24 protein-coding genes are annotated in these 25,756 nt (G+C 68.7%); 17 read left to right on the forward strand and 7 right to left on the reverse strand.

What is annotated here, in order from left to right; translation table 11 throughout:
• Positions 1-133 precede the first annotated feature (133 nt).
• Positions 134-577, forward strand: a complete 444-nt coding sequence (locus ACWEMY_RS13215; protein WP_452390214.1) for a SecB-like chaperone SecBL — start codon at positions 134-136, stop codon at positions 575-577.
• A gap of 135 nt (positions 578-712) precedes the next feature.
• Here the strand turns inward: ACWEMY_RS13215 and ACWEMY_RS13220 are convergent, their stop codons facing one another.
• A complete protein-coding gene (locus tag ACWEMY_RS13220) occupies positions 713-1,147 on the reverse strand; it encodes a DUF7832 domain-containing protein (protein WP_452390215.1) in 435 nt (144 codons plus the stop codon).
• A gap of 224 nt (positions 1,148-1,371) precedes the next feature.
• Between ACWEMY_RS13220 and ACWEMY_RS13225 the strand changes: the two genes are divergently transcribed.
• Positions 1,372-1,626 carry a hypothetical protein gene (locus ACWEMY_RS13225; protein ID WP_452390216.1) on the forward strand — a complete coding sequence of 85 codons (255 nt, stop codon included), beginning with the start codon at positions 1,372-1,374 and terminating at the stop codon, positions 1,624-1,626.
• A 64-nt stretch (positions 1,627-1,690) separates the two neighbouring features.
• A complete protein-coding gene (locus tag ACWEMY_RS13230; RefSeq protein ID WP_452390217.1) occupies positions 1,691-1,894 on the forward strand; it encodes a hypothetical protein in 204 nt (67 codons plus the stop codon).
• 15 nt (positions 1,895-1,909) lie between these two features.
• On the opposite strand, the gene ACWEMY_RS13235 is transcribed toward ACWEMY_RS13230, so the two are convergent.
• Entirely contained in the window at positions 1,910-3,484 is a 1,575-nt protein-coding gene (locus ACWEMY_RS13235) for an alpha/beta hydrolase (RefSeq protein ID WP_452390218.1), read from the reverse strand.
• A gap of 312 nt (positions 3,485-3,796) precedes the next feature.
• Here ACWEMY_RS13235 and ACWEMY_RS13240 point away from each other — a divergent pair, with 312 nt between their 5' ends.
• The 10 genes from ACWEMY_RS13240 (at position 3,797) to map (ending at position 10,263) form a co-directional block, all read left to right on the forward strand.
• Positions 3,797-4,525, forward strand: coding sequence for a YoaK family protein (locus tag ACWEMY_RS13240; RefSeq protein ID WP_452390219.1), 729 nt, complete (start codon positions 3,797-3,799; stop codon positions 4,523-4,525).
• 247 nt (positions 4,526-4,772) lie between these two features.
• A complete protein-coding gene (rpsH, locus tag ACWEMY_RS13245) occupies positions 4,773-5,171 on the forward strand; it encodes a 30S ribosomal protein S8 (RefSeq protein WP_375934237.1) in 399 nt (132 codons plus the stop codon).
• A gap of 15 nt (positions 5,172-5,186) precedes the next feature.
• Entirely contained in the window at positions 5,187-5,726 is a 540-nt protein-coding gene (gene rplF / locus ACWEMY_RS13250; protein WP_375934240.1) for a 50S ribosomal protein L6, read from the forward strand.
• Positions 5,727-5,728: 2 nt separating this feature from the next.
• On the forward strand, positions 5,729-6,136 hold the full coding sequence (gene rplR / locus ACWEMY_RS13255) for a 50S ribosomal protein L18 (protein ID WP_030200461.1): 408 nt from the start codon (positions 5,729-5,731) through the stop codon (positions 6,134-6,136).
• Positions 6,137-6,167: 31 nt separating this feature from the next.
• Positions 6,168-6,818, forward strand: a complete 651-nt coding sequence (rpsE, locus tag ACWEMY_RS13260; RefSeq protein ID WP_278264885.1) for a 30S ribosomal protein S5 — start codon at positions 6,168-6,170, stop codon at positions 6,816-6,818.
• A gap of 2 nt (positions 6,819-6,820) precedes the next feature.
• Positions 6,821-7,000 (forward strand): 50S ribosomal protein L30, encoded by a 180-nt coding sequence (gene rpmD, locus ACWEMY_RS13265; protein ID WP_019045070.1) that lies wholly within the window; start codon positions 6,821-6,823, stop codon positions 6,998-7,000.
• A gap of 1 nt (position 7,001) precedes the next feature.
• Positions 7,002-7,445 (forward strand): 50S ribosomal protein L15, encoded by a 444-nt coding sequence (gene rplO / locus ACWEMY_RS13270; protein ID WP_232996647.1) that lies wholly within the window; start codon positions 7,002-7,004, stop codon positions 7,443-7,445.
• A gap of 134 nt (positions 7,446-7,579) precedes the next feature.
• Positions 7,580-8,902, forward strand: a complete 1,323-nt coding sequence (gene secY, locus ACWEMY_RS13275; RefSeq protein ID WP_452390220.1) for a preprotein translocase subunit SecY — start codon at positions 7,580-7,582, stop codon at positions 8,900-8,902.
• Entirely contained in the window at positions 8,899-9,444 is a 546-nt protein-coding gene (locus ACWEMY_RS13280) for an adenylate kinase (RefSeq protein ID WP_278264887.1), read from the forward strand. Before secY ends, ACWEMY_RS13280 begins: the two co-directional genes overlap by 4 nt.
• Before the next feature lie 21 nt (positions 9,445-9,465).
• Positions 9,466-10,263, forward strand: coding sequence for a type I methionyl aminopeptidase (gene map, locus ACWEMY_RS13285; RefSeq protein WP_375934249.1), 798 nt, complete (start codon positions 9,466-9,468; stop codon positions 10,261-10,263).
• A 24-nt stretch (positions 10,264-10,287) separates the two neighbouring features.
• On the opposite strand, the gene dtd is transcribed toward map, so the two are convergent.
• A complete protein-coding gene (gene dtd, locus ACWEMY_RS13290) occupies positions 10,288-10,731 on the reverse strand; it encodes a D-aminoacyl-tRNA deacylase (protein ID WP_375935692.1) in 444 nt (147 codons plus the stop codon).
• Positions 10,732-10,775: 44 nt separating this feature from the next.
• Positions 10,776-12,311, reverse strand: a complete 1,536-nt coding sequence (locus ACWEMY_RS13295; protein WP_452390221.1) for a hypothetical protein — start codon at positions 12,309-12,311, stop codon at positions 10,776-10,778.
• Positions 12,312-12,530: 219 nt separating this feature from the next.
• Between ACWEMY_RS13295 and ACWEMY_RS13300 the strand changes: the two genes are divergently transcribed.
• From ACWEMY_RS13300 to ACWEMY_RS13310, 3 genes are all read left to right on the forward strand, one after another.
• Positions 12,531-14,468 carry a hypothetical protein gene (locus ACWEMY_RS13300; RefSeq protein ID WP_452390222.1) on the forward strand — a complete coding sequence of 646 codons (1,938 nt, stop codon included), beginning with the start codon at positions 12,531-12,533 and terminating at the stop codon, positions 14,466-14,468.
• The gene (locus ACWEMY_RS13305) at positions 14,465-15,262 is read left to right on the forward strand and encodes an ESX secretion-associated protein EspG (RefSeq protein ID WP_452390223.1); all 798 of its coding nucleotides are present in this window, start codon (positions 14,465-14,467) and stop codon (positions 15,260-15,262) included. The genes ACWEMY_RS13300 and ACWEMY_RS13305 overlap by 4 nt, the downstream gene beginning before the upstream one ends.
• Before the next feature lie 116 nt (positions 15,263-15,378).
• Positions 15,379-15,699 carry a hypothetical protein gene (locus ACWEMY_RS13310; RefSeq protein ID WP_375934261.1) on the forward strand — a complete coding sequence of 107 codons (321 nt, stop codon included), beginning with the start codon at positions 15,379-15,381 and terminating at the stop codon, positions 15,697-15,699.
• Here the strand turns inward: ACWEMY_RS13310 and ACWEMY_RS13315 are convergent.
• From ACWEMY_RS13315 to ACWEMY_RS13325, 3 genes are read right to left on the reverse strand one after another with little or no spacing between them, the layout of a single operon-like run.
• On the reverse strand, positions 15,692-16,141 hold the full coding sequence (locus tag ACWEMY_RS13315) for a TY-Chap domain-containing protein (RefSeq protein WP_452390224.1): 450 nt from the start codon (positions 16,139-16,141) through the stop codon (positions 15,692-15,694). The two genes, ACWEMY_RS13310 and ACWEMY_RS13315, sit on opposite strands and share 8 nt — an antisense overlap.
• Positions 16,138-16,623 (reverse strand): DUF6301 family protein, encoded by a 486-nt coding sequence (locus tag ACWEMY_RS13320; RefSeq protein WP_452390225.1) that lies wholly within the window; start codon positions 16,621-16,623, stop codon positions 16,138-16,140. Before ACWEMY_RS13320 ends, ACWEMY_RS13315 begins: the two co-directional genes overlap by 4 nt.
• 19 nt (positions 16,624-16,642) lie before the next feature.
• Positions 16,643-17,026, reverse strand: a complete 384-nt coding sequence (locus ACWEMY_RS13325; protein ID WP_452390226.1) for a hypothetical protein — start codon at positions 17,024-17,026, stop codon at positions 16,643-16,645.
• 243 nt (positions 17,027-17,269) lie between these two features.
• Here ACWEMY_RS13325 and ACWEMY_RS13330 point away from each other — a divergent pair.
• Positions 17,270-25,756: WXG100-like domain-containing protein (locus tag ACWEMY_RS13330; RefSeq protein WP_452390227.1), on the forward strand; the 8,487-nt coding region annotated here is incomplete at its 3' end.

The raw sequence follows: 25,756 nt of genomic DNA on the forward strand, positions 1-25,756 counted from the left end.
TGCGGCACTGATCTGTTGGCGACGACTCAGCAACCGAACCCGATAGGGGCTCTTACAGTCCGCTGGTTGCCGTCGCGCTGAAGAGTGACGACGTTTACGCCCCAGTGGGCGCACAGCAGTTTTCGCTGGCAGCATGAGCGAGGCGACCGGCGAGACGCGTGCTTACGCGGACGTCCAGGACTTGGTTGACCACGCGGAACTGACGGACGTTCGATTCTATGAAGTCGCGGCGTCGCGGACGGACTCGAAGGAGGGGCGGCTTTCGATGCAGGTGGTCAGCCGCGTCGAGCAAGCCGAGATCGAGATCCGTTGCCAGGTCACTGTGGACGGGGGTGGCGCGCAGTACAAGGTCGACGCCGGCGCGGTATTCACTCTCTCTCCGCCGGGGGCCGTGGTGCCTGAAATCGTTCGTGAGTTCACAGAGAAGGTGGGGGTGATGGCCGTGTACCCGTACGTACGCTCGGCGGTTGGCAACCTTGGCGCACGGCTCGGCGTCGATCAACCAACCTTGCCGCTCTTGCGCTTCGGCGCCATACGCCTGAATGGGCAAGAAGGCTCATCGGACTCGCCCGACTAGGTAGGGGAGGCAGGTGAGCCCCGCGATGATCACAGCGACAGCTCGGACCAGGCGATGGTGGTCGGGAACGGATGGTCGATGGCTATTTCGGTGGCGTCGGCCGGTGACCATGGCGTCATGATGGTCGCGGGCTGGTCAGTGCTCGCGTGTCCATTCCGCCCAGATCTCGTCGAGTAGGCGGGCGACGGCCTCGTAGGTCTGCCAGGTGTCCGGGGCGTGGTAGATGGTTTCGTGGCGGGCTATCTCGGGGAGGTTTTGGTAAGCGGCGAGATAGTGGTCGTAGGCGGCCTGGATGAAGGCTTGGCCGCGGGGGTTGAGGTCGCCGACGTTGAGTTCGCCGCAGAGGTGGTCGAGGCAGTATCGGCCGGGGGTCTTGGCGCGGTTGTGCAGGATGGCCAGTTCAGGGCGGGGTCGTTCCTCGGGCTCGCCCCAGACGGGAGCCGTCAGCGAGTGCAGGTCGTTGGCTACGGCCCAGGCGTAGAACATCCCGATGTGGGTGGCGGCGGCCTCCTGTTCGAGGCCCAGGTCCGATGTCGAGTCCGAGTGCCAGCTGCTGTCGTCGTAGGTCATGTGGATCCCCCTCGTGATTCGTTTCCCCGAGCCTAGGTCTGCCCTCCGACAGGTCGTGCGGTGAGCGCGGCAGGCAGATCGCGCGGTCGGTTGACAGGTGCTGTCGATGGCACGGACTTCCGGGCGAAGTCCGTGCCATCGGGCATTTGGAAGGCCGGCGGAGCCAATGGATGAAATGTTTCCATTTCACTACGTGGAGTGCCGGAGTGGTGTTCGCTGTGCCGATGAAGAAGATCGTCACCGCCGCAGTTCTGTCCTGTGCGCTCGCCGGGGCACCGGCGGTCGCCTCCGCCGCCCCCGTCGCTAATGTGCCCGGCCCGGTCGCTCCGGTCGCCGATTCCGGGTCGGGGGATTCCGGGTCGGGTGGTTCGGGGTCGTCGGAGACGCAGTTGATCTGTTCGCCGATCGCGCAGTTCCTGTTCTCCACCGGAAGTGTGGAGAAGCCACCGCTCTACGACCTGCTCTGCTTGTTCTCGTAGTTGTCGGTGCGCCCCCGCAAGTCGGGTCGTGCGTGGGGCGGGAGCGAGCGGGCAGGGTGGGGCTATGAAGAAGCTCGTATTGTCCTCCGCTCTCGCCCTTTTCGTGTTCGCGCCCGCGGTGACCGCGCAGGCTCAGGAGCCTGTGGCCGACACCGGCTCGTCGAGCCTGGATGTGCTGTGCAGCCCGATCGGCGGCTTCCTGATACTCGCGGGGAGTGCGGAGAACCATGCCGGCGAGCTGCTCGGCCCGGCGTGTGTGATGCGCTGAGTCGTCTGCTGGGCGTCAGCTGAAGGGGGAGTGGTCGATGCCGCAGGCCAGGCCTGCTGGGGGGAGCCGGCCGGTGAACAGATAGTCGCGCTTGACGTGTTCGGCGCAGGTGCTGGCCACGTACATGCTGCTGTGGCCGGCGCCTTCCACCACCACTACCTGCGCCCGCGCCAGCTGGGCGGCTCCGGCGATCGCTCCCCGCAGGGGCGTCGCCGGGTCGTAGCGGCTGTTCAGTACCAGGATGGGGGCGGCGGTCTCGCGGTTCCAGGGGCCGGTGTAGCGGTCGGCGTCGCGGACTTGCCAGAAGGCGCAGGGGGTGGCGTTGGAGACGGCGGTGCGGCCGAAGTACGGCACGCGCAGCTCCTCGATCGCGCCGACGCGCTGGTAGACGGCAGGATCGGTCGGCACCGCGGAGTCCGCGCACTGGATCGAATAGAACGCCTCCACCCGATTGCCCGGGTGTTCGCGCTCGAAGATCGTGTCGTGGGTGACGGCGGGCAGCAGTGTGGTGCCCGCGTCGAAGAGCTGCTGCAAGAGTTTCGCCAGGTCGGCGTAGGTGTCGGGCCGGGCCAGGCTGCCCGCGGCGGTGACGATCTGCCCGTAGGTCCACTCCGTGCCGTCGACCACGATGGGCGCGACCCGGGCCCGCTCGGCGAGGGTGATCCACTTGAGTTTCGGGTTCCCGGCCGAGAACGCGCAGCTGGGTCCGGCGGCCGCGCAGTCGCGCAGGAAGGTGTCGAAGGTCTCGGCCATGGCATCGGCCACGCCCTGGCGGGTGTCCAGCGGCAGGTTCGCGCCGTCGGTGCCGTGGCCGTTCGCACTGCCCTCGAAGTCGAGGGAGCCGTCCAGAGCCATCGCCCGCACCCGGCCGGGGAACAGATTGGCATAGACCGCGCCGACCTGGCTGCCGTAGGAGATGCCGTGATAGGTCAGTGCCGCGTCGCCCACCGCGCGACGGAGCAGTTCCAGGTCGCGGGCGGTGTTGGTGGTCGAGGCGTGCGCGAGGATCGGGCCCGCCGTCGCCGCGCAGCGGGCCGCGATATCGGCCGAGCGGGCGAGGAACCCGGGTTCTTCGGCGGGGCCGGTGGGGGTGCCGGGGAAGGTCGCGAAGTACTGCTGCTGTTCCTCGGTCGAGGCGAAACAGCTGGCAGGCGCGCTGCGCGAGACCGAACGCGGGTCCCAGGACACCAGGTCGAACCGGGCGCGCAGCTCGTCGGAGAACAGCCACGGCCAGTGCGCTCGCTCGCGCAGCCGGTCGACACCCGACGGGCCCGGGCCACCGAAGTTCACGAACAGCGTGCCGAGGCGGCGCGCGGGGTCGGTGGCGGGCAGCTTGATCACCGCCAGGTCTATGTGCGCGCCGTGCGGGTCGTGATAGTCCAGCGGGACCTGGGCCCAGGCGCAGGAGAACCCGTCCGCGCAGTCCGACCAGGCCAGCCGCGGTGTGGTGGCGGCTTCGGCGAGCGGGTCGAGGTAGGGGTCGGCCGCGTGCGCGGGGGACGCGACGGTGAGCGAGCCGATTCCGAGGAGAACAGCGAGAACACCGGCCCAGCCCCGGCGAGTTCCACGGCGCGCGGAACGCGAATACACCTGCCGAGCCTCCTGCGAATCGGGCGAACCAACCGAAGCTATCACGTGCTTACTTCGGGAAACCAGTTGGCGTCGAAGGGAATTCGGCCCGATGATCGGAATCGGCGCACGTCATCGGGTATTTGTTTCACATTGTTCGGTAAACGCGAGGTTACGCAATTACGATAATTCTGTGTTCTTGCCGATAAATCGCATTCGGCGGTGGTCGGACGGCACCGATGCCACTACTGTCGAAATCGCCGCACGAAATGTGTCGAGAACGGGTGTCAATGACGATCCCTAATTTCCGATGACAACGGAGGAAGTGGGATTGTGACTGTAACCACAGAGGAAACGGGCCGTGACCTGGCCCACCGGCCCCCGCTCAGGGGCATGCCGGAGGGTGCGATGCCGATGGTCGTCTTTCTTTCGATATTGGCCGGATTCATCGGCGCGGCCGCCTATACGCATTCCGCCGGATATTTCGTCACCTTCATGACCGGAAATACCGAGCGGGCTGTACTCGGCTGGTTCGACAACGATCAGTTGCTCGCCACCGGCGCCATCACACTGCTGTTGTCCTTCGGCCTCGGCGTCTTCGTGGCCTCGCTGCTGCGCAGGCGGGTGTGGCGCGACAGCCGCCACGGCGCCACGGTGGTGGCCACGGTCGCGCTGGTGGCTGCCGCCGTCGTGGACTGGGCGCTGGACCGCTCCGGCGGGCAGGAGGTCGGGTTCATCCCGATCGCCTTCGTGGCCTTCGCGGTGGGCGCGCTCAATACCGCCTTTGTCAAGAACGGCGAGGTCAGCGTGCCGCTGAGCTATGTCACCGGCACCGTGGTGAAACTCGGGCAGGGCATCGAGAGCCATGTCAGCGGCGGCAGCGCCAGGGACTGGCTCGGCTACGCGGTGCAGTACGGGTCCTTCGCGGTGGGCGCGCTGCTGGGTGGTGTGCTCGGTGAGATCGTGGGCGGCGATCAGATGCTGCTGGTCGCGGCCGCCGTCTCCGGGGTGGGCGTCCTGTTCACCGCCCGCGCGAGCCGCGATCCGATCCCGGCCGCCTGACCCGGCCCCCGGATTTGGTCCTGACCACGGCGTTGCCTACACTAGAGCGGTTGCCTGGGCAGATCTGTGCCCGCTACACGCTGGGCGTGTGCGGGTCGTTGCCGGGCGCCGAGCGCTCGTGAAGAGTACTCATCCGGTCGGTAAGTGCCGCCCGGACCAGCCGAATTGTTGTAGGCCCACGGTCGCCGCGTGAGAGCGCGGAGATGCTGCATGGGAACCGCAGCGAGAAAGGTGTCGAGGTCTAACCATGACCATGACTGATCCGATCGCAGACTTCTTGACGCGTCTGCGCAACGCCAACTCGGCGTACCACGATCAGGTGAAGGCTCCGCACTCCAAGCTCAAGGCGAACATCGCCGAGATCCTGAAGCGCGAGGGTTACATCGCCGATTACCGCACCGAAGACGCGCCGGTGGGCAAGTCCCTCGTCGTCGATCTGAAGTACGGCCCCAGCCGTGAGCGCAGCCTGCAGGGCCTGCGTCGCGTCTCGAAGCCGGGTCTGCGTGTGTACGCGAAGTCCACCAACCTGCCCAAGGTCCTCGGCGGCCTCGGCGTGGCGATCATTTCCACGTCGACCGGTCTGCTCACCGACCGTCAGGCGGCCAAGCAGGGCGTGGGCGGCGAAGTCCTCGCCTACGTCTGGTAAGGGAGGTCAGGACTAATGTCGCGTATTGGTAAGAAGCCCATCGAGATTCCGGCCGGCGTCGACGTCACCATCGACGGCCAGGTCATCACGGTGAAGGGGCCCAAGGGCACCCTGTCGCACACCGTGGCCGAGCCGATCACCGTCACCAAGGGTGAGGGTAACGAGCTGGAGGTGGCCCGTCCCAACGACGAGCGCGCCAACCGTTCGCTGCACGGCCTTTCCCGCACCCTGATCGCCAACATGATCGAGGGTGTCACCAAGGGCTACGAGAAGAAGATGGAAATCTTCGGCGTCGGTTACCGTGTGGCCGCCAAGGGCTCGAACCTCGAGTTCGCCCTGGGTTACAGCCACCCGGTCCCGATCGAGGCCCCGGAAGGCATCACCTTCGCGGTGGAATCGCCCACCAAGTTCTCTGTGTCCGGCATCGACAAGCAGAAGGTCGGCCAGATCTCCGCTGTCATCCACGGACTGCGTAAGCCCGACCCGTACAAGGGCAAGGGCATCCGCTACGCCGGCGAGGTCGTTCGCCGCAAGGTCGGAAAGACGGGTAAGTGATCATGGCGCAAACTGCTAACCAGAAGGCCAAGCGGATTCCGCTGGGCAAGGACGTCTCGACCAAGCGTCGGCTGTCCAAGACCCGTCGTCACTTCCGTCTGCGCAAGAAGGTCGTCGGCACCACCGAGCGTCCGCGCCTGGTGGTCAACCGCTCCTCGCGGCACCTGCACGCCCAGCTCGTCGACGATTCGGTCGGCAAGACCATCGCCGCCGCGTCCTCGATCGAGGCCGATGTGCGTGCGCTGGAGGGCGACAAGTCCGCCAAGGGCGCCAAGGTCGGTCAGCTGATCGCCGAGCGTGCCAAGGCTGCCGGTATCGAGTCGGTCGTGTTCGACCGTGGTGGTCACGACTACCACGGCCGTATCGCGGCGCTGGCCGATGCCGCTCGTGAAGGCGGGTTGAAGTTCTGATGACTGTTATTTCGAACGGAAGGAACGTCTGATGCCGGGACGTCAGCGGCGTGACGGCGGCAACGGACCCGCCGGACAGAACAGCAATGGCCCCGAGGGCAACCGCGACAACCGTCGCGGTGGTGGCGATCGTCGCGGTGGCGGCGACCGTCGGGACAACGCTGCCGAGAAGAACCAGCTCGAGCGCGTGGTCGCGATCAACCGCGTCTCCAAGGTCGTGAAGGGTGGTCGTCGCTTCAGCTTCACCGCCCTCGTGATCGTCGGTGACGGCAACGGTCTGGTCGGCGTCGGCTACGGCAAGGCCAAGGAAGTTCCCGCGGCCATCCAGAAGGGTGTCGAGGAGGCTCGCAAGGGCTTCTTCCGCGTCCCGATGATCGGCTCGACCATCACCCACCCGGTTCAGGGTGAGGCGGCGGCCGGTGTCGTCATGCTGCGTCCGGCTTCGCCCGGTACCGGTGTGATCGCCGGCGGCGCGGCGCGTGCCGTGCTCGAATGCGCGGGCATTCACGACATTCTGGCCAAGTCGCTCGGTAGCGACAATGCGATCAACGTCGTTCACGCGACGGTTGCCGCGCTCAAGATGCTCCAGCGTCCCGAAGAGGTTGCCGCCCGTCGCGGTCTGCCGATCGAGGATGTCGCTCCGGCGGGCATGCTGCGTGCGCGTGCGGGACAGGGAGCCTGACCATGGCTGATCTCAAGGTGACCCAGATCAAGAGCACCATCGGCGCCAAGGCGAATCAGAAGGACTCCCTGCGTACGCTGGGCCTTCGCAAGATCCGTCAGAGCGTTGTCCGCGAGGACAACGCTCAGAACCGCGGTCTGATCAACGTCGTGCGCCACCTCGTAACTGTTGAGGAGGTCTGACATGACCATCAAATTGCACCACCTGCGTCCTGCGCCGGGTTCCAAGACCGAGAAGACCCGTGTGGGTCGCGGTGAGGGTTCCAAGGGCAAGACCGCCGGTCGCGGTACCAAGGGCACCAAGGCCCGCAAGAACGTCTCCCCGGCGTTCGAGGGTGGCCAGATGCCGCTGCACATGCGCCTGCCGAAGCTGAAGGGCTTCACCAACCGCTTCCGCGTGGAGTACCAGGTTGTGAACGTGGGCCGCATTGCGGAGCTGTTCCCCGAGGGCGGCACGGTCGGTAAGGCCGAGCTCGTCGCTGCCGGCGCCGTTCGCAAGAACGAGCTGGTGAAGGTCCTCGGCGACGGTGAGATCGGCGTGGCGGTCCAGGTGACCGCCGACAAGGTGACCGGCTCCGCCAAGGAGAAGATCACCGCTGCCGGTGGCACTGTCACCGAGCTGGCCTGACGGTAGGCTAGTCGGCAGTAGGCACCGGACGAGTCGAAAGCTCGTCCGGTGCCACTGTTAGAGTCTCAACAAGCTTTGTCTGCCAAGACCGTCATCGGCTGATGGCCTGACCATGTCGTTCGCCAGGAGGATTTGTGCTTTCCGCCTTCGTATCGGCCTTCCGGACTCCGGACTTACGGCGGAAGATTCTCTTCACGCTGGGGTTGATCGCGCTGTACCGATTGGGTGCCGCGCTGCCGTCCCCCGGTGTCGATTACCAGAACGTTCAAGAGTGCGTGAAGCTGGTTTCCGGCGGTGAGTCCGCCGGTATCTACCAGCTCATCAACCTCTTCTCCGGTGGAGCGCTGCTACAGCTGTCGGTGTTCGCGATCGGCATCATGCCCTACATCACCGCGAGCATCATCATCCAGCTGCTGACCGTCGTCATCCCGCGGTTCGAGGAACTGCGCAAGGAAGGCCAAGCAGGCCAGACCAAGATGACGCAGTACACCCGGTACCTCTCGATCGCGCTCGCGGTCCTGCAGGCCACCGGTCTCGTCGCGCTCGCGGCGCGCGGTCAGCTGCTGCAGGGCTGCCAGGAGGACATCCTGGCCGATACCAGCATCTTCGGCATGATCATCATCGTGCTGGTGATGACCGCCGGTGCCGCGCTGGTCATGTGGTTCGGCGAGCAGATCACCGAGCGCGGTGTCGGCAACGGCATGTCGCTGCTGATCTTCGCCGGTATCGCCGCGCGCATCCCGCTGGACGGCAAGGCGATCCTGGACACCCGCGGTGGCCTGGTCTTCGGCCTGGTGTGTGCCGCCGTGCTGGTGATCATCGTGGCCGTGATCTTCGTCGAGCAGGGTCAGCGCCGGATTCCGGTGCAGTACGCCAAGCGCGTCGTCGGCCGCAAGATGTACGGCGGGTCCTCGACCTATCTTCCGCTGAAGGTCAACCAGGCCGGTGTCATCCCGGTGATCTTCGCGTCCTCGCTGCTCTACCTGCCCAACCTGATCGCTCAGCTGACCGGGTCGAGCACGGCCACGGACCCGAGCTGGTGGCAGGAGATCATCCAGAAGTACCTGGTGAACCCGGGCAACCCGGTCTACATCGCGATCTACTTCGGCCTGATCGTGTTCTTCACCTACTTCTACGTCGCGATCACCTTCAACCCGGAGGAACGCGCCGACGAGATGAAGAAGTTCGGCGGCTTCATCCCGGGCTACCGGCCCGGTAAGCCGACCGCGGACTACCTGAACTACGTCCTGAGCCGGATCACGCTGCCCGGCTCGATCTACCTGGGTCTGGTCGCCGTGCTGCCCAACCTGTTCCTCGACATGGGCAATTCGGGGGCGGTGGCGAACCTGCCGTTCGGCGGTACCGCGGTGCTCATCATGGTCAGTGTGGGTCTCGACACGGTCAAGCAGATCGAGAGCCAGCTGATGAATCGAAATTACGAAGGGTTCCTCAAGTGAGAGTTGTTCTGCTCGGTCCGCCGGGTGCCGGCAAAGGTACTCAGGCCGTCCTGCTGTCGGAGAAGCTGGGCGTTCCGCACATCTCCACCGGAGACCTCTTCCGCGCGAACATCAGCCAGCAGACCGCCCTCGGGCGCGAAGCGCAGAAGTACATGGACGCGGGCGACCTCGTCCCCAGCGACGTCACCAACCGCATGGTCGAGGCCCGCGTGGCCGAGCCGGACGCCGCCAACGGCTTCGTGCTCGACGGCTACCCGCGCACGGTCGACCAGGCCGACGCGCTGAAGAAGATCCTCGAGCACAACGGCTCCGAGCTCGACGCGGTGCTGTGCTTCGTGGTCGCCGAGGACACCGTGGTCGAGCGCATGCTCGCCCGTGGCCGCGCCGACGACACCGAGGACGTCATCCGCAACCGGCTGCGGGTCTACCGCGAGGAGACCGAGCCGCTGCTGGCCTACTACGACGGTCTCGTCGTGACCGTCGACGGCATCGGCGAGGTCGACGAGGTCAACGCGCGGGCGCTGTCCGCTCTCGGCAAGTAGCGATCGGAGTACTGAGGCCGGATGGTCTTCAACCGGAAGAAGAAGGTCGTGCCGTTCCGCACGGCGGGCGAGCTGGACGCCATGGCGGCGGCGGGCGCGATCGTCGGGCGGGCGCTGGTCGCCGTGCGGGACGCGGCCAAGCCCGGCGTGTCCACCCTGGAGCTGGATCAGGTGGCCGAGGCCACCATCCGGGACGCGGGCGCGGTCCCGTCGTTCAAGGGCTACCACGGCTTCCCCGGCTCGATCTGCTCTTCGGTCAACGACCGGGTCGTGCACGGAATCCCCTCGGCGAGTGACATTCTCGCCGAGGGTGATCTGGTGTCCATCGACTGCGGTGCCATCCTCGACGGCTGGCACGGCGATTCGGCCTGGACCTTCGGTATCGGCACCATCATCGAGGCCGACGAACTGCTGAGCGAAGCGACCCGGCTGTCGATGGAGACCGGCATCGCGGCCATGCTGCCCGGCAACCGCCTCACCGACGTCTCGCACGCCATCGAGCTGGGCACGCGCGCCGCCGAGCAGGCGCACGGCCGCGCGTACGGCATCGTCGACGGCTACGGCGGCCACGCCATCGGCCGCGAGATGCACATGGACCCGTTCCTGCCCAACGAGGGCGCCCCCGGCAAGGGTCCGCGCCTGGTGGTCGGTTCCGTGCTGGCGATCGAGCCCATGCTCACCCTCGGCACCACCGAGACCAAGACCCTCGACGACGACTGGACCGTCGTCACCACCGACGGCACCCGCGCGGCCCACTGGGAACACAGCGTCGCCGTCACCGAGGACGGCCCCCGCATCCTCACCCTCCGCCCGGAGTAGTTCTGCTCGTTCGACGCGGCCCGGTCAGCCTTCCAGCAGGATGGTGACCGGGCCGTCGTTCGTCAGGTCGATGCGCATGTGGGCGCCGAAGTGGCCGGTTTCGACGGTGGCGCCGAGTTCGCGCAGGGTGGCGGCGAAGATGTCGACGAGGGGTTCGGCGATCGGGCCGGGAGCAGCGGCGTTCCAGGACGGGCGTCGGCCCTTGGCGGTGTTGGCGTAGAGGGTGAACTGGCTGACCACCAGGATCGGGGCGTCGAGGTCGGCGGCGGAGCGTTCGCCGTCGAGGATGCGCAGGCGCCAGGTCTTGTCGGCCAGGGCGCGCGCGGTGGCCTCGGTGTCGGTGTGGGTGGCGCCGACCAGGGCGAGCAGGCCGTGGCCGCCGGATGCGGCGGTGGGCTCGATCCGGCCGACGACCTGCTCGTCGACGCTCACCTGGGCACTGGTCACCCGCTGCAGCAGTACTCGCACAGCCACCGATCATGCCCGGTGACGGCGCGTGCGGACCCGGCGGGTCAGTCCTTGCCGAAGAACAGGATGTTCGGGCCGAAGTCGGTGAGCGGGCCCTTCTCGGCGGCCTGGCGGATGCCGCTGCCCGGCAGTTCGGTGACCTTGGCGAACATCGGGGCATTGCCGAAGGCCGCGCGCACCTGTGTCTCGGAGGCGTAGTCGGCGCCGTAGTCGGCCAGGGTGGCGAAGTCCAGCGGGGCCAGTGGCGCGTCGAGCGGGGCCTGTCCGGCGGGCCTGCCGAGCGCGGCGTACTGGGTGGCCACGCCGTTGTCGTAGAGGCACAGCTCGTAGGAGATGTTCTCGATGGTGGCGACGGTGAGCACCGGCCACTTCTCCGAAAGCCGCACCGCCAGCGGATGCTTGGCCAGCGCGCCGATCTCCCAGTTCAGGCTCTTCACCGAAATCCAGCTGCCCGAAGCCTTTTCGACCAGGACTACGTCGGCGCCGAGTTCGGTGGCCGAGTTGGTCACCGGTTCCTTGACGCCCCAGTGCTTTTCGTGGACACCGGCGAAGCGGCCAGCGTCCACCGGGGTGGCGCCGTCGGCCGCGTAGGCGGCGACGGTGGCGGCGCGGACCTGGTCGAGCGCGTCCGGGGCCGAGCAGCGTACGGCCAGCGCGCCGTAGGTCGCCGAGATCTCCACCGGTCGCGAGGGCGGCTCCGGCATCGCGCCCGCCGCCAGCGGCTTGAGCCCGACCAGGGCCAGGCGCCAGTTGATCTCGTCGATGGTGGCCAGGTCGCCGCCCGACTGGTAGAGGATCTGCTGCTGGGTCAGCCGCCCGGCCTTCTCCAGCGTGGTGGCGCCCAGCTTCACCAGCGCCTGGGTGGTCTTGAGGGTGAGATCGAGCTCCTCCACGCGGGTTTCGCGTAGTCGCGCGGTGGCCGCGGGCGAGGTGAGCTCGGAGTAGAGGGCCCGGTAGGTCGCGATGGCCTGCTTGCGGGAGCGTCCGACCATCATGGTGCGCAGCAGCGTGCTCAGGCTGGCCAGGTACTTGCCCGGCTGCTCCGGGGCCCGCGCGTACATGGCGGCGCGGATGCGCACGGCGGACTCGGTGGCCGCCACCGCCGCGTCGTGGTCGAGGCGCATCAGCCAGACGCCGCATTTGGACAGGCCGTCGGCGCACATGGCCGACACCTCGGGATAGTCCTGGGCGACCTGGCGATAGGCCGAGCAGGCGCTGCGAATGGTGTTGGTGGCCAGCTGCCGGTGCCCGACCAACCGGGTGGCCTGCTCGAACAGGCGCAGCGCGTCCTGCAACGCGCCCGCGTACTCGTAGGAGACCCAGCCCTCGACCAGCCAGTGCAGCCGGATCGCCACGGCCTCCTGCGCGGGTTCGAGCGCCTCGGCGGTGCGGTCGCGGCCGGTGGGATCGTCGCGGGTGGCCAGCAGGCCCTGGGCCAGTTCGGTCAGCGACCCCGCGAGCTGGAGGTAGTCCTCGGGCCGCTGGTTGCGGGTCTGGGTGCGGTCGACCGCCACGCGCCGCTCGAGGCTACTCAGATCGGGCATGAGCAGTTCCATCGCGACGTCAATCTCCGGCCTCATCACTCGTCGGTATCCGGCCGCCGAGCGGCCCTTGCGCTTCGATCGAGTCTGTCACAGATCGGCCCCGGGTGCCGGATCGTTGGGGCGAACTCCGATGTTCATCCGGTGGTGTTGCCCTGTTTCCTTGTGGCTGTGCATATTTCGCATTGCTTACTAGAATGCGAGACGATCGAACCGGCTGCGTGGGTCGTCGGTGGGGTGCTTCGAGGAGCGGTGAGCGTGGGCGATTCTCCCTGGTCAGGGTTGGCAGGCAAGGCGAAAGTCAAGGTCGAGACAGGGGCCGCGCTCGAGGCCGCCAAGGCGTGCAGCCAGGCGATCGAGGTGTTCAAGGGATGCCAGGACCTGTTCCGCGGCGACCTCAACAACTACGACGAGGCCAAGCTCGGCGGCAGCCAGGTCGACGCCGGGCCGCCGCTGCGCAACAAGTTCATCGCCGAGGCCACCCAGGCCAAGGATCTGCTCGGCCGCTACATCGACTCGCTCGAGGACCTGGTCTCGCTGTTCAAGGCGGCGGGGGAGTCCTACACCGACACCGACCAGGGTTCGGCCGACAATCTCGCCGCGCTCAAGGGTCAGCTCGGCAGTGTGAACTCCGCGCCCGGCGCCAAGGACATGGCGGGGGAGGTGTCGCGGGCCGGTGGGTACACGCCGGACCACTGGGAGGTCGACGTCAAGGTCTCCGGCAACGAGATGAACATCAAGATGGAGAAGCACAACTACGACATCGAGACCGCGAACGTGCCCAAGCACTCGGGCACCGCGACGGCCGAAGCGGTCGGTGTGCGGATCCCGGTCCGCGCCGCGGACAATATGTCCTGGCGCGACATGTACGACCTCGGTCAGCGGATCTCCTGGCAGGAAGTGGCCAACGACGCGCCGATCTGGGAGGCGATGGCGCACGCCGTGCACGGCGCCGCCTACAACCTCGAGCAGAAGCTGGGCGAGATCACCAGCGACCGGTGGGAGAGCCAGGGCGGTGACGCGGCGCTGGCGGCGATCAGCACGTTCGGCAAGTCGGCGATGGTCGCCAGCGATTCCTTCACGATGATGCAGCAGAACCTCGAGTACACGGCGGACTGGTTGTACGCGACCAAGGTGTGTATGCCGATCGAGACCGAGGACAAGTGCGACGACGATCTGCAGGAGAACCGCGATCGGTACGAGCGGCACTATGTCAACGGTGTGATGAACACCGAGAAGTTGTTCCCGGCGGCGGCGGAGCCCGCCGCGCCGAAGGGTCCGGTGACGAAACCGGACGACGGAAACAACAACAATAACAATAACAACGGCAACAACAATAACGGCGGAAATGGCAACAACGCCGGAAACAATGGCGGCAGCGGCAATTCCGGTGGCAGCGGAAGTTCCGGCGGCAGTGGTAATTCCGGCGGCGGGAGCCAGCAGCAGGGCCAGTCGGCCGCCGACGTGGCCAAGCAACAGGCCGCTCAGCAAGCCGCCCAGCAGGCGGCGGCGGCCCTGCAGCAGCAGGGCGGCGGCACCGGGGGCTCGCAGCAGAGCGCGAACGGCCAGATCGCGGGGTCCAACGGCTCGACCGGATCGACGGGTTCCTCGTCGGGTTCGACCGGTTCCGGTTCCGGCGACATGTCCGGCATTCTGTCCTCGGTGATGTCGGCGGTCACCGGCGCGGTCTCTTCGCTCACCCAGGCGCTGCCGTCGCTGGCCACCGCGTTGCAGCAGGTGTCCTCGACCGCGACCGACACCGGCGCCACCTCCGGCCTGCCCGACTTCACCCAGCTCGGCAACCTATTCGGCCAGTTCCCCGACCTGGCCGAGCTGCTGTCGCAGTCGCCCGAGATCAACCAGCTGATCGCGGACAATCCCGCCCTGTCCCCGCTGGCGGAACTGCTCGGCATCGAGACCGCCGTACCCGCCACCGACGCCACCGACGCCACCGACGGGGCCGCGGTGGCCGGGGAGACCACCGAATCCGCGACCGCCGACGCGTTCCCGCGCACCTCGCTGCCCGATTTCTCGAACCTGTCCGGGCTCGATGATGTCGTCACCCCGCTCACCGGCCTGGTCGCCGAGTCGCTGGCGGCCGAAGCGCCCGTCCAGCAGCTCGAGGCGCCGGTCGAATCGGTGGACGTCGGCGCCACCGGCTCCCTCGCGCACGCGCGCCCGGAAGGTCAGGCATGACGCAGAAATGGGAGCTCACCGATATCGAGTTCCGGGTGCTGTGGCAGCGATTCGTCGGCACCGACCTGCCGCGCCCACTGACCTTCCAGTCCACGACTCGCCTGCACGAGGACTACGAGGAGGAGAAGTACCAGACCTGGCAGCGGTTGCAGCACACGGTCGATCCGACGCTGCGCTCGGTGTTCGACGTGCTGGAGCGGCCGGAAGCCTATGTGCGGCTGCGTGGCTGGAAGGACGCCGCGCGCGACGAGGCCGGGCACTGGCTCAAGGCGCGGGCGGCGCGGGCCGGTGTCAACGGGTATCTGATCTACCAGCTGCCGGGTGAAACGCCCACGCACAGTGGCGGTTACACCGTGGTCGACATCGGGCCCTACGGGCTGGCCGACGCGATCGTCGGCCTGATGCCCGACACCGGCGCGGGAACGGGCGGCATCATCCCACTCGTCACCGACACCGGCGACGCCCTCGACGACTACGATCACCGCCCGTCGATGTTCTTCGAGGAGGCCGACACCTCCATCGTGGAGCGCAGCACCGAGTTCTTCAACCGTCCGGCCGAGCGCACGGGCACCATCAATATCCTGCAGAACCAATCGATGTTCGGCTCGCGCGGCATGCATCGCGACATCCTGGTGTGGCGCGACCTGCCCGCCGACGGCCGCTACGTGATCGAGCTGCCGCACGAGAACCCCACGGCCACCGCGATGTCGCGCGCCGATCTCACCGACAAGATCAATGCCTCGATCGAGCGCATGATGTCGCGGGTGGAGGCGCACTGGGAGGCCGGTGTCTGAGGCGCACCGGCCGTTCACGGTGGCGCCATGCGGAATTCGCCCGGCTGTGTGAGGCTGTTGCGCACGCGAAAGTGTTGTGGTGTGCTCGAAGCACCACTCGTGGAGGGATGAGGGCGATGGGCACGTTCGAATACGACGCCGACGATTTCCGGACCGCGGCGGGCAAGTCGCGCGGGGTCAGCAATCAACTCACGACCATCATCAACACGCTGAACAGTTCGCTCAACGGCCGTGGAAACGTCTGGGGCAACGACAAACTCGGCCAGAGCTTCAACGACGGCCCCGGCGGTGACGACGGTTACGACTCGTCCTGGACCAATACCAGCGACAACGTCAAGACCATGGCCAAGTCCATGGCCGACTTCGCCGACGGCCAGACCGAGAGCGCCGACTACATCGACAAGATGGAGCAGGGCAACCGCAACGGGCTCACCTAGCCGCGTCGCGGATGCCAAGGCCCGGCAGGTGCAGATCGCTGTTGCCCGCGCGTTCGACCCAGCCCTGGTAGACCAGCGCGGCGGGTGAGGCGATGCCGAAGCCGTCGCGGAGTCCGGTGACGGTGCTCGCGGCGAGCCGCCGGTAGTCCTCGGTGGCGACCGGCCAGGGGAATTCGGTCCACCAGTTGCCCATGTGGGCTTCGTCGGGCCGGTGCCAGCCTGCCTCGGTGATGGCCCGGGTGCCGTCGTCGCCGGGGCGGAAGCCGGGCTCGAGCCATTCGTCGCCGGTGAGTTCGGCCGACACCGCGTCACCGTCCTTGCGGAACTGCGCGAAGCGGCGGGCCCCGGGTGCCGCCGATTCGCCGATGACCAGCACGGTGGTGTCGGGTGCGGCCGCGAGCTCGGCGGCGAGCCCGGCGGCGAACTGGGACCAGTCGGTCACAGCAGGCCCTGCTCGTCGAGCGCGATATTGCGGTCGTCGGCGGCGAGCCGGGCATTGGTGAGCAAGTACAGCCACACCGAGGCGGCGGAGCGCTCGAGCACGACCGTGGCCCGTGCTCCGGTCCACCGGATCTGCGGTGGCGGACCGGCGACCCGCGCGGTGGGGGCGCCGAGCCTGCCTGCGATCGCCGCGGCGATGTCGTCGAATGCCGTGCCGACCTCGGCGTCGTGATCCGCGTCGGCGAAATCGCTGAGCTGCAGCTCGATTCCGGTGACCTGACCGTCCTTGGCGCGAATGGCGCCGCTGTCGGGGCCGAACCCGATGTCGAGCATGATCCGGCGGGGACGGCTCGACAGGATCTGCCAGCCGAATTTCTCGATCACGGTGGGGGCGTCGTCGATGGCCCACGACCAGTCGAGGGTGTGCAGTGCGCCCGCGAGATCAGCCGCCTCGCCGGCGGGCAGAGCGCGCCAGTTGCCCATTGGCTTGCCTTCCTCTCGATCAGAAATAGGACAGGAACGCCGCGTCGAAGTCGGGGTCGCGGGTGTCGAAGGTCTGCGGGGTGTAGTCGAAGGAGCGCACGCGCTCGACGAACTCGGCGGGCAGGAGCAGCGGCTGTCCGGCGAGGTATTCCAGGGAGTCCTCGCGCCAGATCCACACGCCGTCGGAATACAGCGAGGGCCCGCCTTCGATATCGGTGCCTTCGGCGAAGAGGTGGTCCGAGGAGCCCATGACATCGAAGATGGCGCGGACCTTGCGCATGTAGTCGAGGATCTGCTTGCGATCGGGCTCGACGACACCGGTCGCCGCGGTGTGTACCGAGGGCAGTTCATCGTGCGTGCCCTCGTACATCTCGCGGTACATGGCCACCGGCTGCAATTCCATGGCCCCGATCCTTCGCGTGCTCCGCATAGCCGTCAAGTTCTCCGGCGTGGTCCACCGAGCCGACGGCGGCGGGCTTCGCGGCGGACGTTTCCCGTTCATATTGCGGTTACGGCGGATTCGCCGATGACTGCCACTCTGTTGCACAGGCGAACGACTTGTGGTGTGCTCGGGTGGGCACCACTTGCTTGGAGGATGAGGGGCGATGGCGACGTTCACGGACGTGAGTTGGTGACGTAGCCCCCCATGATCGATTTGCCCTCCGGGCTGCATTGGCTCTCGATTCTCGCCGGCATGGAATGGCCGGAAGGCAACGAAGACGAGATGTGGGCCATGGCCGAGGACTGGCGCACGGCCGCCGACAGTCTGCGCGGCCTGGTCGACGACATCGATGCCGCCAAAGACGCTGCGTACAAGGCATATCCGCAGGGCGAGGGCGTCGACAAGATGCTCGCGGCCTTCGAGGGCATGGCGCGCGGTGACCAGTCGGTCACCAAGCTCGGTGAACTGTTCGACATCCTCGGTGACTCGGTGTATCAGACCGGCACCGAGATCGAATACACCAAGATCATGTTCCTGTCCTCGCTGGGCTTGCTGGCGCTGGAAATCGCTGCGGCGTGGATCTTTCCGCCGACGGCGCCCGCGGTGGAGGCGGCCGCGATCGCGGTGACCCGGGTGGTGGCGCGCACCATCTTCGGCCGGGTGGTGGCGGCGATCCTGCGCCACGGCGCGAAGGCGGTGCTGACCCGCGTCCTGAAGTTCCTCGCTCAGCACGTGGCGATCGATACCGCCCTGGGCACCCTGCAGGAACTCGGTGTGCAGCAGTGGCAGGTCGACCAGGGCCACCGCAAGGAGATCAACTGGGATCAGGTCAAGTCGGCCGCGGTCAGTTCTGCCGCAGGCGGTCTGGCGGCGGGACCGTTCGGTGACTTCCTCGGCAAGCGGCTCGGTGACAGCATGGCGCCGTGGCTGCGCGGCGCCATCACCGGCACCGGTGCCGGTCTGGTCGGCGCGGGTGGCGGCATGCTCGGCCAGTTCGCCTACGAGGGTTTCACCCAGGGCTGGGATCAGGCCTGGAACAACCTGCAGACCGCGGCCTCCGACCCGCTGATGTGGAGTGCGGGCGCCACCAACGGCGGGCTGTCGGGCCTGAACAAGGCGGGCGCGAATTCCGCCTGGCAGAAGATGAATCCGGGCCTGTTCGAGCGGCCCAGCTTCAGTTCGCGGGTCCGCGAGGCCATGGGTCCCGGCTATGACCTGGGCAGTTTCGGGACCGACCAGACTCCGGGAGCGGGCGATGGTTCGTCCAACCGTCCTGGTGGCGAAGGCGAGAACCGGGCGGGCGCCGACGACGGTGCCACCGGCGCGGGCGGCGACGACAAGGTCCGGGTCGGCGCGGGCGAGGACGGCATGGACGGCGGGTCCGGTGAGGGCCGTGCCGGTGCCGACGACGGCGGCCAGTCGATGCGGCCCGCGGGCAGCACCCAGTCGCCGGAAGCCGATGCCCCGTCCGACACGAATTCCGGTGCGGGCGAGGCACGTCAGGACACCGGCGAGAACCGACAAGACGGCGGTGGCGGCGGTGCGCGTCAGGATGCCCGGCCGGAGGCGCAGACCGGCGAATCGCAGCAGTCCGGTGACGGCGGACGCCAGGACTCCGGTGCGCGCGCCGACGGAGAAAGCCCTGCCGCACAGGCTGATTCGAGCCAAAACGATTCGCGGGCAGGGGAGGCCGACGCACCCGCCGATGGTGTGAATGTCAATGACGGGACTCGCACCGACGCGGCGTCGACCGGCAAGCCGATCACCCAGGTCGACGCGCCGATGACGGGCCGGGACACGACCACGCAGGCCGGTGGGGCGCCGTTGGCCGCCGGGATGACCGGTGCGGGTCCGGCGGCGACGGGCGCGCCGTCGCCCGCCGCGACAGGTCAGGCGCCGGTCACGGGCCAGTCGGCGCCGCCCTCGACGTCGCAGCCCGCGGCCACCCCCGCGCAGCCAGCCACGCCCGCGCAGTCCCCGTCCACGCCGGGCCAGCAGGCGGGTACTCCCGCGGCGCGGCCCGGGGCGAGCGATGTCCGGGCCGGGATGCCGGACGGCGTCCAGGGCTCCGATATTCGTTCCAGCGCACCGGAACTCGGCGGTGATACGTCGCGTACGGCGGATTCCGATGCAGATCAGGTGAACGAGCCGGGAGTCCGCGCCGGGGAGGAATCGCGCGCCGGTGCCGGCGAACAGCGCGGCGCCGGGCTGGCCGACACCCCGCTCCAGGGATTGCGGGCCGCGCCGGGCGAAGCGCCGCCGGTGCGAGTCGAGGGGGAGAGCGGCGCGACGTCGGTGCGAGCGGAGGGGGAAGACGCCGCGCTCCCGGTGCGAGCCGGGGAAGCCGAGGTCCGGTCCGACCCGCTCGCTGTCGCACCCGTGGTGCCGCTGGCCGGCGCCGACCCGGGCGCGAGCCCCGCACGGCCGCGTACGGAGACGGGTCGTCCGGTACGCCCCGGTGGCGCCGACTCCTCCTCGCGTCCACGCGCGGGCGACGAGGCCGGCATGCCGCGAGATCGCACCGATGACAGCGGCCTGCCCCGCGACCCGGGTGATGACGCCGCTTCCCCGCGTGACCGCGCTGACGACAGCGGACACCCGCGCCCCGACAGCGACGACATCACGCCGGTCCCCGACGCCCATCTGCCCAATGGTCAAGGCGTCGTCCATAATCCGACCGGCACCGCGATCGGTGACGACGCCCGCACCCACCGGGTGAGCCAGAACGTCCGCAACGACGGCGCGCACGATGTGGTGGTGCACGGCCGCAGCGACGGTTCGGTGACACCGGGCAACAGGGACGCGGTCCATCCGCGCGACATCGTCGACGCGATCCGGAACAACCCGAATTACACCGAGGGCACGCCCATTCGGCTGCTGTCGTGCCATGCGGGCAATGACGCGGGCTGGGCGCAGTACATCGCGGATCAGCTCGGCGTGGATGTCAGCGCGCCGACCGACCGGGTCGGTGTGCGGCGCGAACCCGGCTCCGATCCGGTGATCGATCGCGGCGGCCAGTGGCGGACGTTCAGCCCCGACTCCGCGACCACGACCGGCGAAACACCTACTACCAAACCGGATTCCGATCCCACCGATCCGCGCGACACACTCGACGGCGACACCCCGTCCCGCGATCGTGAGCTCGTCGACTTCATGAGCGATCAGGACCCGCCGACGCGCCCCGCGGCGATGTCGTTCCTGACACCGGAGGTCGGCACCGTCAACGCGCCGTTCAGCCGGACGCCCGGGGTGGACGCGCACCTGCTCGGTGTGCTGGACGTGAACGACCCGATGGTGCGGACCACGGGCGACCCGCGCCGGATCACCCATGTCGGCGGGGAGCCGATCGACGAGTTCTCGCACCGGCTCAGCGAGGAGCGCGGGCGGGCCTTCGTCGACGCGTCCACGCAGGACACGGCCCTGGTCGCCGAATACGAGCAGCACAAAGCCCAGCAGAAGGCCCTGGAAACCGAGAAGGCGGCAGCGGGCCGGGGTGTCCGCGACGCCGCACTCGAACTCAAGGCCGCCCAGAAGGACCGCGATGCCGGGGTGGAGGGCGCCGAGGACCGGGTGCGCGCCGCCGAGGAGGGCCTCACCGCCGCCAAGGACAAGGCCAAAGCGGCCAAGGAGGCCCTCGACACCTTCCTCGCCGCCGACAAGGCCGAAGCCGAGGCAGGCAACTCGCCCGCCAAGCGCCTGGAGAAGGCCGAGGCCAACCGGCTGCCCGCCTCCCGGCGCGGTCACGTCTCGTCGATCACGATCGACCGGCTCACCGGGCGCGTCTACGAGGCCGCCAACGGCACCTCCGAGCAGCGCATCCATCCGTCCGAGCTGCATCCGACGTTGCACGACAACGTCTCCCGCTACCAGGACCCCGAGGACGTCTACCACAACGGCGGCGACCGGCAGCACTTCCCGCACGCGGACAACCCGCTCGGCCACGCCGAGATCCGCGGCACCAACGCCGCCCTGCACGACCGCGAACTGCTCAACCGGCGCCGGGGACCCGACGACCAGCTGCCGACCGATTTCGACGGCCTGGCCTCCATCCTCAACTCGCCCTACGTGCCGAGCCGTGCCGCCGAAGCGCCGTGCTGCGCCAACTGCACCCGGGTGGTGCAGGGCACCGAGAGCACCGCGGGCCACATCATCGACGAAGGCGCGCCCCGGGTGGACCCGTTGCGCCATGCCGAGATCGAACAGTCGGCGCGCGACGGTGAGCCCCTCGAACCCCGGCTGGTCTCGCCCGAGTATCCCGAGACCGACTTCATGGGCGACGACGATCCGGTGCCGCCCGGCATGTTCCGCGGCGAAGACGGCAGACTGCACCGCCCCGGCGACCGGCCCGACAGCTTCCGCGACCCGGACGGCAGCTGGCATCACAACGACGACGCCCCCGGCACCAAACGCAATGTCGACTTCCGGCTGTACGGCGCGGGCGGGTTCCTCAAGGACCATCTCACCGGCGCCGACTACCAGCATCGCGTGCAGAAGGGCGATTCGGAGTCCTACGAGGTGCGCGACCCGGAACGCGCGGCGGAGCTGAGCGAGGCCTCCGCGCGGCGACTGGAGTTGCAGACCGAGCGGAACAACACCGGCAAAGAACTCGCGAAGATCATGAAAGAGTTCGGGCTGACCGACAAGCACGAACTCGCGCCCAAGGCGCTGTCGGAGAAGATCAAGAGCCTGCGCGCGGAGCTGCTCGCCGACGCGACGCTCAGCGAGCAGGAACGGACCCGCAAGCGCGCGTTGCTCGGCGATCTGGAAGACGTCGCCACCGACTACAACGACCAGGGCCGCGAAATGGTCGAGGTCTCCAAGAAGCTCGGTGAGCTGGCGGGCCTGGACTACGCCCTCGATCCGGACGCCCGGCCGGGCGCGGTCCAGCTCTCGCCGTTCGACGGCGCGTTCGACGGGGCCGGGGTGGTCGACATCGCGTCCTACGTCCCGGCGTCCGACGGTGACCCGGGGCCGACGCTGCTGGTCGTGGAGGCCAAGGGGGTCGGGGCGACGCTCGGCGGGTCCAAGGTCATCAGTGCCGAACAGGGCTCACCGGAGTACCTGCGCCACATCCTGAACAAGGACCGCAATCTCGTCCTGCTGCTCAACGAGACCCCCGAGCAGATGCGGGCCCGCGGCATCGATCCCGACAGCCCCGAGGGCCGGGCGATCCGCGACGCGGTGGACCAGCTGCGGGCGGCCATGGAGGATGGCACACTGCGGGTGGAGTACCGGCTGGTGCACGCGGACGAGAACGGGAAGGTCACCGTCACCGAGCTGCTGCTCGACCGCGACGGGGTCGACCTGCTCGCCGACGTGCCGCTGCCCTTCGGCGCCGACCCCACCACCATCGACCGGTCTACCGGCGACGATGTCACCACCGACTACATGGGCGAGCCCGACGCCGATCCGGCGCGGACGCCGGACACCGACTGGCTGGGCGCCGACGACGAATCCGCCTCGCGCAGACCGGATTTCGCCGATCCGGAGCCGCCGGTGCGGGAGGTTCGTGTCGAGCTCGGTGACAACGGTGAGGTCGTCGCGCTGCATGTGCGCCTCGACGACGGGCAGTGGATCGTCGCGCGCGACGACGGTGCGGCCGACCCCGCGCAGACGCCCGCGCACAACAGCGATCCCGAGCTGCTGGACACCCGTAGTGACCTGCGCAAGTGGGTCGATCGGCTCAATCGCGGTTTCGAGGGCCTCAATCTCAAGTACCCGTCCGGTTCGGGGCTCGACGGACGCGGCCAGACCGCGATTCGCGATGGCGTGACCGGCGGCATCGGCATGGTGACCGACCCGCCGCCCGCGCACCCACCCGCCGCACCGGCGCCCGTGCCGGACGGCCCGGTGGTCAGTGCCCCGCCGCCGGGACCCGCCGATCCCGCCCTGAATGTGGCACGCATCGGCAAGGAAGGTCTGACGGTCTGGCACAACCGGGAACACCTGCCGATCATCGGCGGCATGATGGGCCGCCAGGAGGACACGGCGGGCGACTACCACCCGGTCTACTTCCCGGACGGCACGGAGTACCGGCCGTGGATCACCGACGCCGATCCGAACGCGGTGCGTGACACGGTGATCAGCGAACTGCTGGCCCACCGGATGGACCCCGACGAGGCTCGCGCCATCCTCGAGGAACTGTTCGGCGCCAGCCGGGACCCCCGATTGCGCCAGGACCTGATCGACGACCTGGAGTTCAACGGGCTCATCGACACCGACACGGCGCGGGCCATGGAAGAGGCGCCGCTGCCCGATCCGCAGCGGCCGCCCGAGCAGCCGGGCCCGCCGCCGGAGGGCGAATCGCTGACCGACATGGCCCAGCGTCTCGGCATCGATCTCGACAGCGACAGCCCGCGGGATGTGCGCGCCGCGATCGACCGGCAGGCCCACCGGGTGCTGCGCGAGATCGGCGCGGTCGAGGGACTGGCCGACGCCGCCCACCGGGCCGAAGCCGAACAGACCCGGCCCTACCGGCGCGCCGATCACCCCCTCGACACCGAACCGGCGGGCGCGCCGGACGAGCGGACCGTGGCGGGGCCGGGCCGTCGCGCGGAGCTCGACTCGGGCGAACCACGCCAGGACACCGCCGATTACGACGATCTCGACGACGAGACCACGCCGCCGCGGCGCGACTACTGGGGTGACACCAGTGAGCCGCGGGCCGTGCCGTTCTCGGCGGAGGCCAGCTTCCTCGACAAGGATCCGCTCGGCCGCTTCCTGCGCGATCTGATCGTCGCCTTCGACGGCGACACCGCGCTGCGCGACTACGACCGGGTCGGCAACGGCGCGGACCGGCTGCCCGAATGGGCGAGCTTCTCCGACGATCGCGAGCCGGGCCGCGACCAGGCGCGTGCCCGCGAGTTCTTCGAGAACGCGCTGCGCCGCGACCAGCTGCGCGACGAATTGTCCAGCTGGGCAGCAATGTTCGGGCGGGATCTGAGTGACCTGTCCGGCGACCGGCTGGAACCGACACTGAACGAACTACGCGAGTCGGCGCGGCAGCGGGCCCGGAATCTGGCCGATTTCGTCGCCGCCGCACAGCCACTCCTGCAGGGGGACGGCACGCCGCCGGTCGGCACCATGTACGGCGATCAGGTCGCGCGGGTGCCCGATCCGGACGGTGGGCCCGACCGGCTACTGGTGGTCGACGGTGCGCTCGACCGCGAAGAGGCGCTGGCGCGCGCGTTGCGTGACCATCCCGAGTTGGCCGTCGACGTGAACAACGGTGTGCTGACACCGGACTTCCGCGTCTCCCACGACGACGGCGCCGGGCAGCGCTTCCTCGATCCGCTGGCGACCCCGGAGGTCCAGCACATCCGGCGCGTTGTGGACGGCGCCGAACTCCAGGTGACGATGCTGCGTGGCGACGACGGGGAGTGGCGTCCGGTCCAGCCGACACCCGAGCCGCCGCCCACACCGCGCGACCGTGCCGACATGGTGCGCGAAATCGTCGACCTGGCACGGCAATTGCAGCTCGGACCGGCAGCACTGCATCCCGACGCCATCGCCGACACCGTGCGCGCGCTGCACCTGGACAACGCGGTCCGCGCGGGACAGGCCGAGGCGCTGGCCGACTACGCGCGCACCATGTCCGATATCGAGAGCTTCCATCTGATCGGTGACGCACGGGGACAGCTGGCGACCCGGCTCGGCATCCCGGAAGCCGAACTCACCCCGCGCCGGATCGCCGAGGCGCTGGCCGATCCCCAGCAGCGGCGAGGGCTGCGCAACCAGCAGTTCGAGGATCTGCTCGCCGGTCAGCAGCGCGATCCGCAACGGACCGCGGGCTACTCCCAGCAGCTGGAGAACATCGACAAGGCCGCGGTCAGGGCCGCGCAGGACGCGCTGATCCAGGCGCTGAGCCCCGGCGATCCGGACACGCTGCGCCCGCTGATCAGCGAGACCGACCGGCACGGCAGGTCGTCGTTCCGGCCCGCGGACACCGGTATCGACCCGACCGCGCTGCGCAGGCGGGTCATGCGGCTGCACCGGCTCGGTCAGCGCGATCACGTGCTCGACGCGCTCACCGCCTACGCCGACGCGCTGCTGTCGATCGACCCGTACAAGGATGTGCCCAAGGGCGATTCCTCCGCCGACCCGCGCACCACCGGCGACCCGCACATCTACGACGCCGACGCGGTCCACGCGCTGCGCGAGCTGGCCGACACCGCCCGGCCCGGCGGCGACCCGCTCGATTTCGCCGCCCTGATCGCGGACAACCTCGCGCACGCCTACGGCGCCGACCTGCCGGTGGACCCGAACGATCCACGCCCGCAACCGAACCGGGACTGGGCGCGGTTGGTCGGCGTCGACATCTCCACCGCCGACGACGCCACCTTCACCAAGGTCTACGAGGCCTACCGCGACGGCAAGATCGAGAAGCACGAGGGGCTGACCCCGGAGAAACTGGCCGCAGAGATCGCCACCATCCGCGAGGAGATCCGGACCAGGACCGAGCAGATCCGGCGGCTGGCGGAGCTGGCCGACGAGTTCTACCGGCCGGTGGCGGACCTGCCCGCCGGGCCGCCCGTCAGGGAACATCCCGGGCGTGAGCCGGGCGAGCTGGGCCCGGGGCCCGAGTCCATCGATGGAGGGCCTGCCGATGGTGGGCCAGCTGCCGGTGGGCCTGCCGATGGTGGGCCAGCTGCCGGTGGGCCTGCCGATGGTGGGCCAGCTGCCGGTGGGCCT

It is taken from the genome of Nocardia sp. NPDC004415 (assembly GCF_053602435.1).

Bases quoted from the DNA above. Each gene is read 5' to 3' on its own strand.
- rplR (WP_030200461.1), top strand. From the start codon at position 5,729: ATGGCGCAAACTGCTAACCAGAAGGCCAAGCGGATTCCGCTGGGCAAG.
- ACWEMY_RS13225 (WP_452390216.1), top strand. From the start codon at position 1,372: ATGAAGAAGATCGTCACCGCCGCAGTTCTGTCCTGTGCGCTCGCCGGG.
- map (WP_375934249.1), top strand. From the start codon at position 9,466: ATGGTCTTCAACCGGAAGAAGAAGGTCGTGCCGTTCCGCACGGCGGGC.
- ACWEMY_RS13215 (WP_452390214.1), top strand. From the start codon at position 134: ATGAGCGAGGCGACCGGCGAGACGCGTGCTTACGCGGACGTCCAGGAC.
- rplF (WP_375934240.1), top strand. From the start codon at position 5,187: ATGTCGCGTATTGGTAAGAAGCCCATCGAGATTCCGGCCGGCGTCGAC.
- rpsE (WP_278264885.1), top strand. From the start codon at position 6,168: ATGCCGGGACGTCAGCGGCGTGACGGCGGCAACGGACCCGCCGGACAG.
- ACWEMY_RS13295 (WP_452390221.1), bottom strand. From the start codon at position 12,311: ATGAGGCCGGAGATTGACGTCGCGATGGAACTGCTCATGCCCGATCTG.
- ACWEMY_RS13320 (WP_452390225.1), bottom strand. From the start codon at position 16,623: ATGGGCAACTGGCGCGCTCTGCCCGCCGGCGAGGCGGCTGATCTCGCG.
- rpsH (WP_375934237.1), top strand. From the start codon at position 4,773: ATGACCATGACTGATCCGATCGCAGACTTCTTGACGCGTCTGCGCAAC.
- ACWEMY_RS13230 (WP_452390217.1), top strand. From the start codon at position 1,691: ATGAAGAAGCTCGTATTGTCCTCCGCTCTCGCCCTTTTCGTGTTCGCG.
- rplO (WP_232996647.1), top strand. From the start codon at position 7,002: ATGACCATCAAATTGCACCACCTGCGTCCTGCGCCGGGTTCCAAGACC.
- ACWEMY_RS13325 (WP_452390226.1), bottom strand. From the start codon at position 17,026: ATGGAATTGCAGCCGGTGGCCATGTACCGCGAGATGTACGAGGGCACG.
- ACWEMY_RS13310 (WP_375934261.1), top strand. From the start codon at position 15,379: ATGGGCACGTTCGAATACGACGCCGACGATTTCCGGACCGCGGCGGGC.
- rpmD (WP_019045070.1), top strand. From the start codon at position 6,821: ATGGCTGATCTCAAGGTGACCCAGATCAAGAGCACCATCGGCGCCAAG.
- ACWEMY_RS13220 (WP_452390215.1), bottom strand. From the start codon at position 1,147: ATGACCTACGACGACAGCAGCTGGCACTCGGACTCGACATCGGACCTG.
- ACWEMY_RS13305 (WP_452390223.1), top strand. From the start codon at position 14,465: ATGACGCAGAAATGGGAGCTCACCGATATCGAGTTCCGGGTGCTGTGG.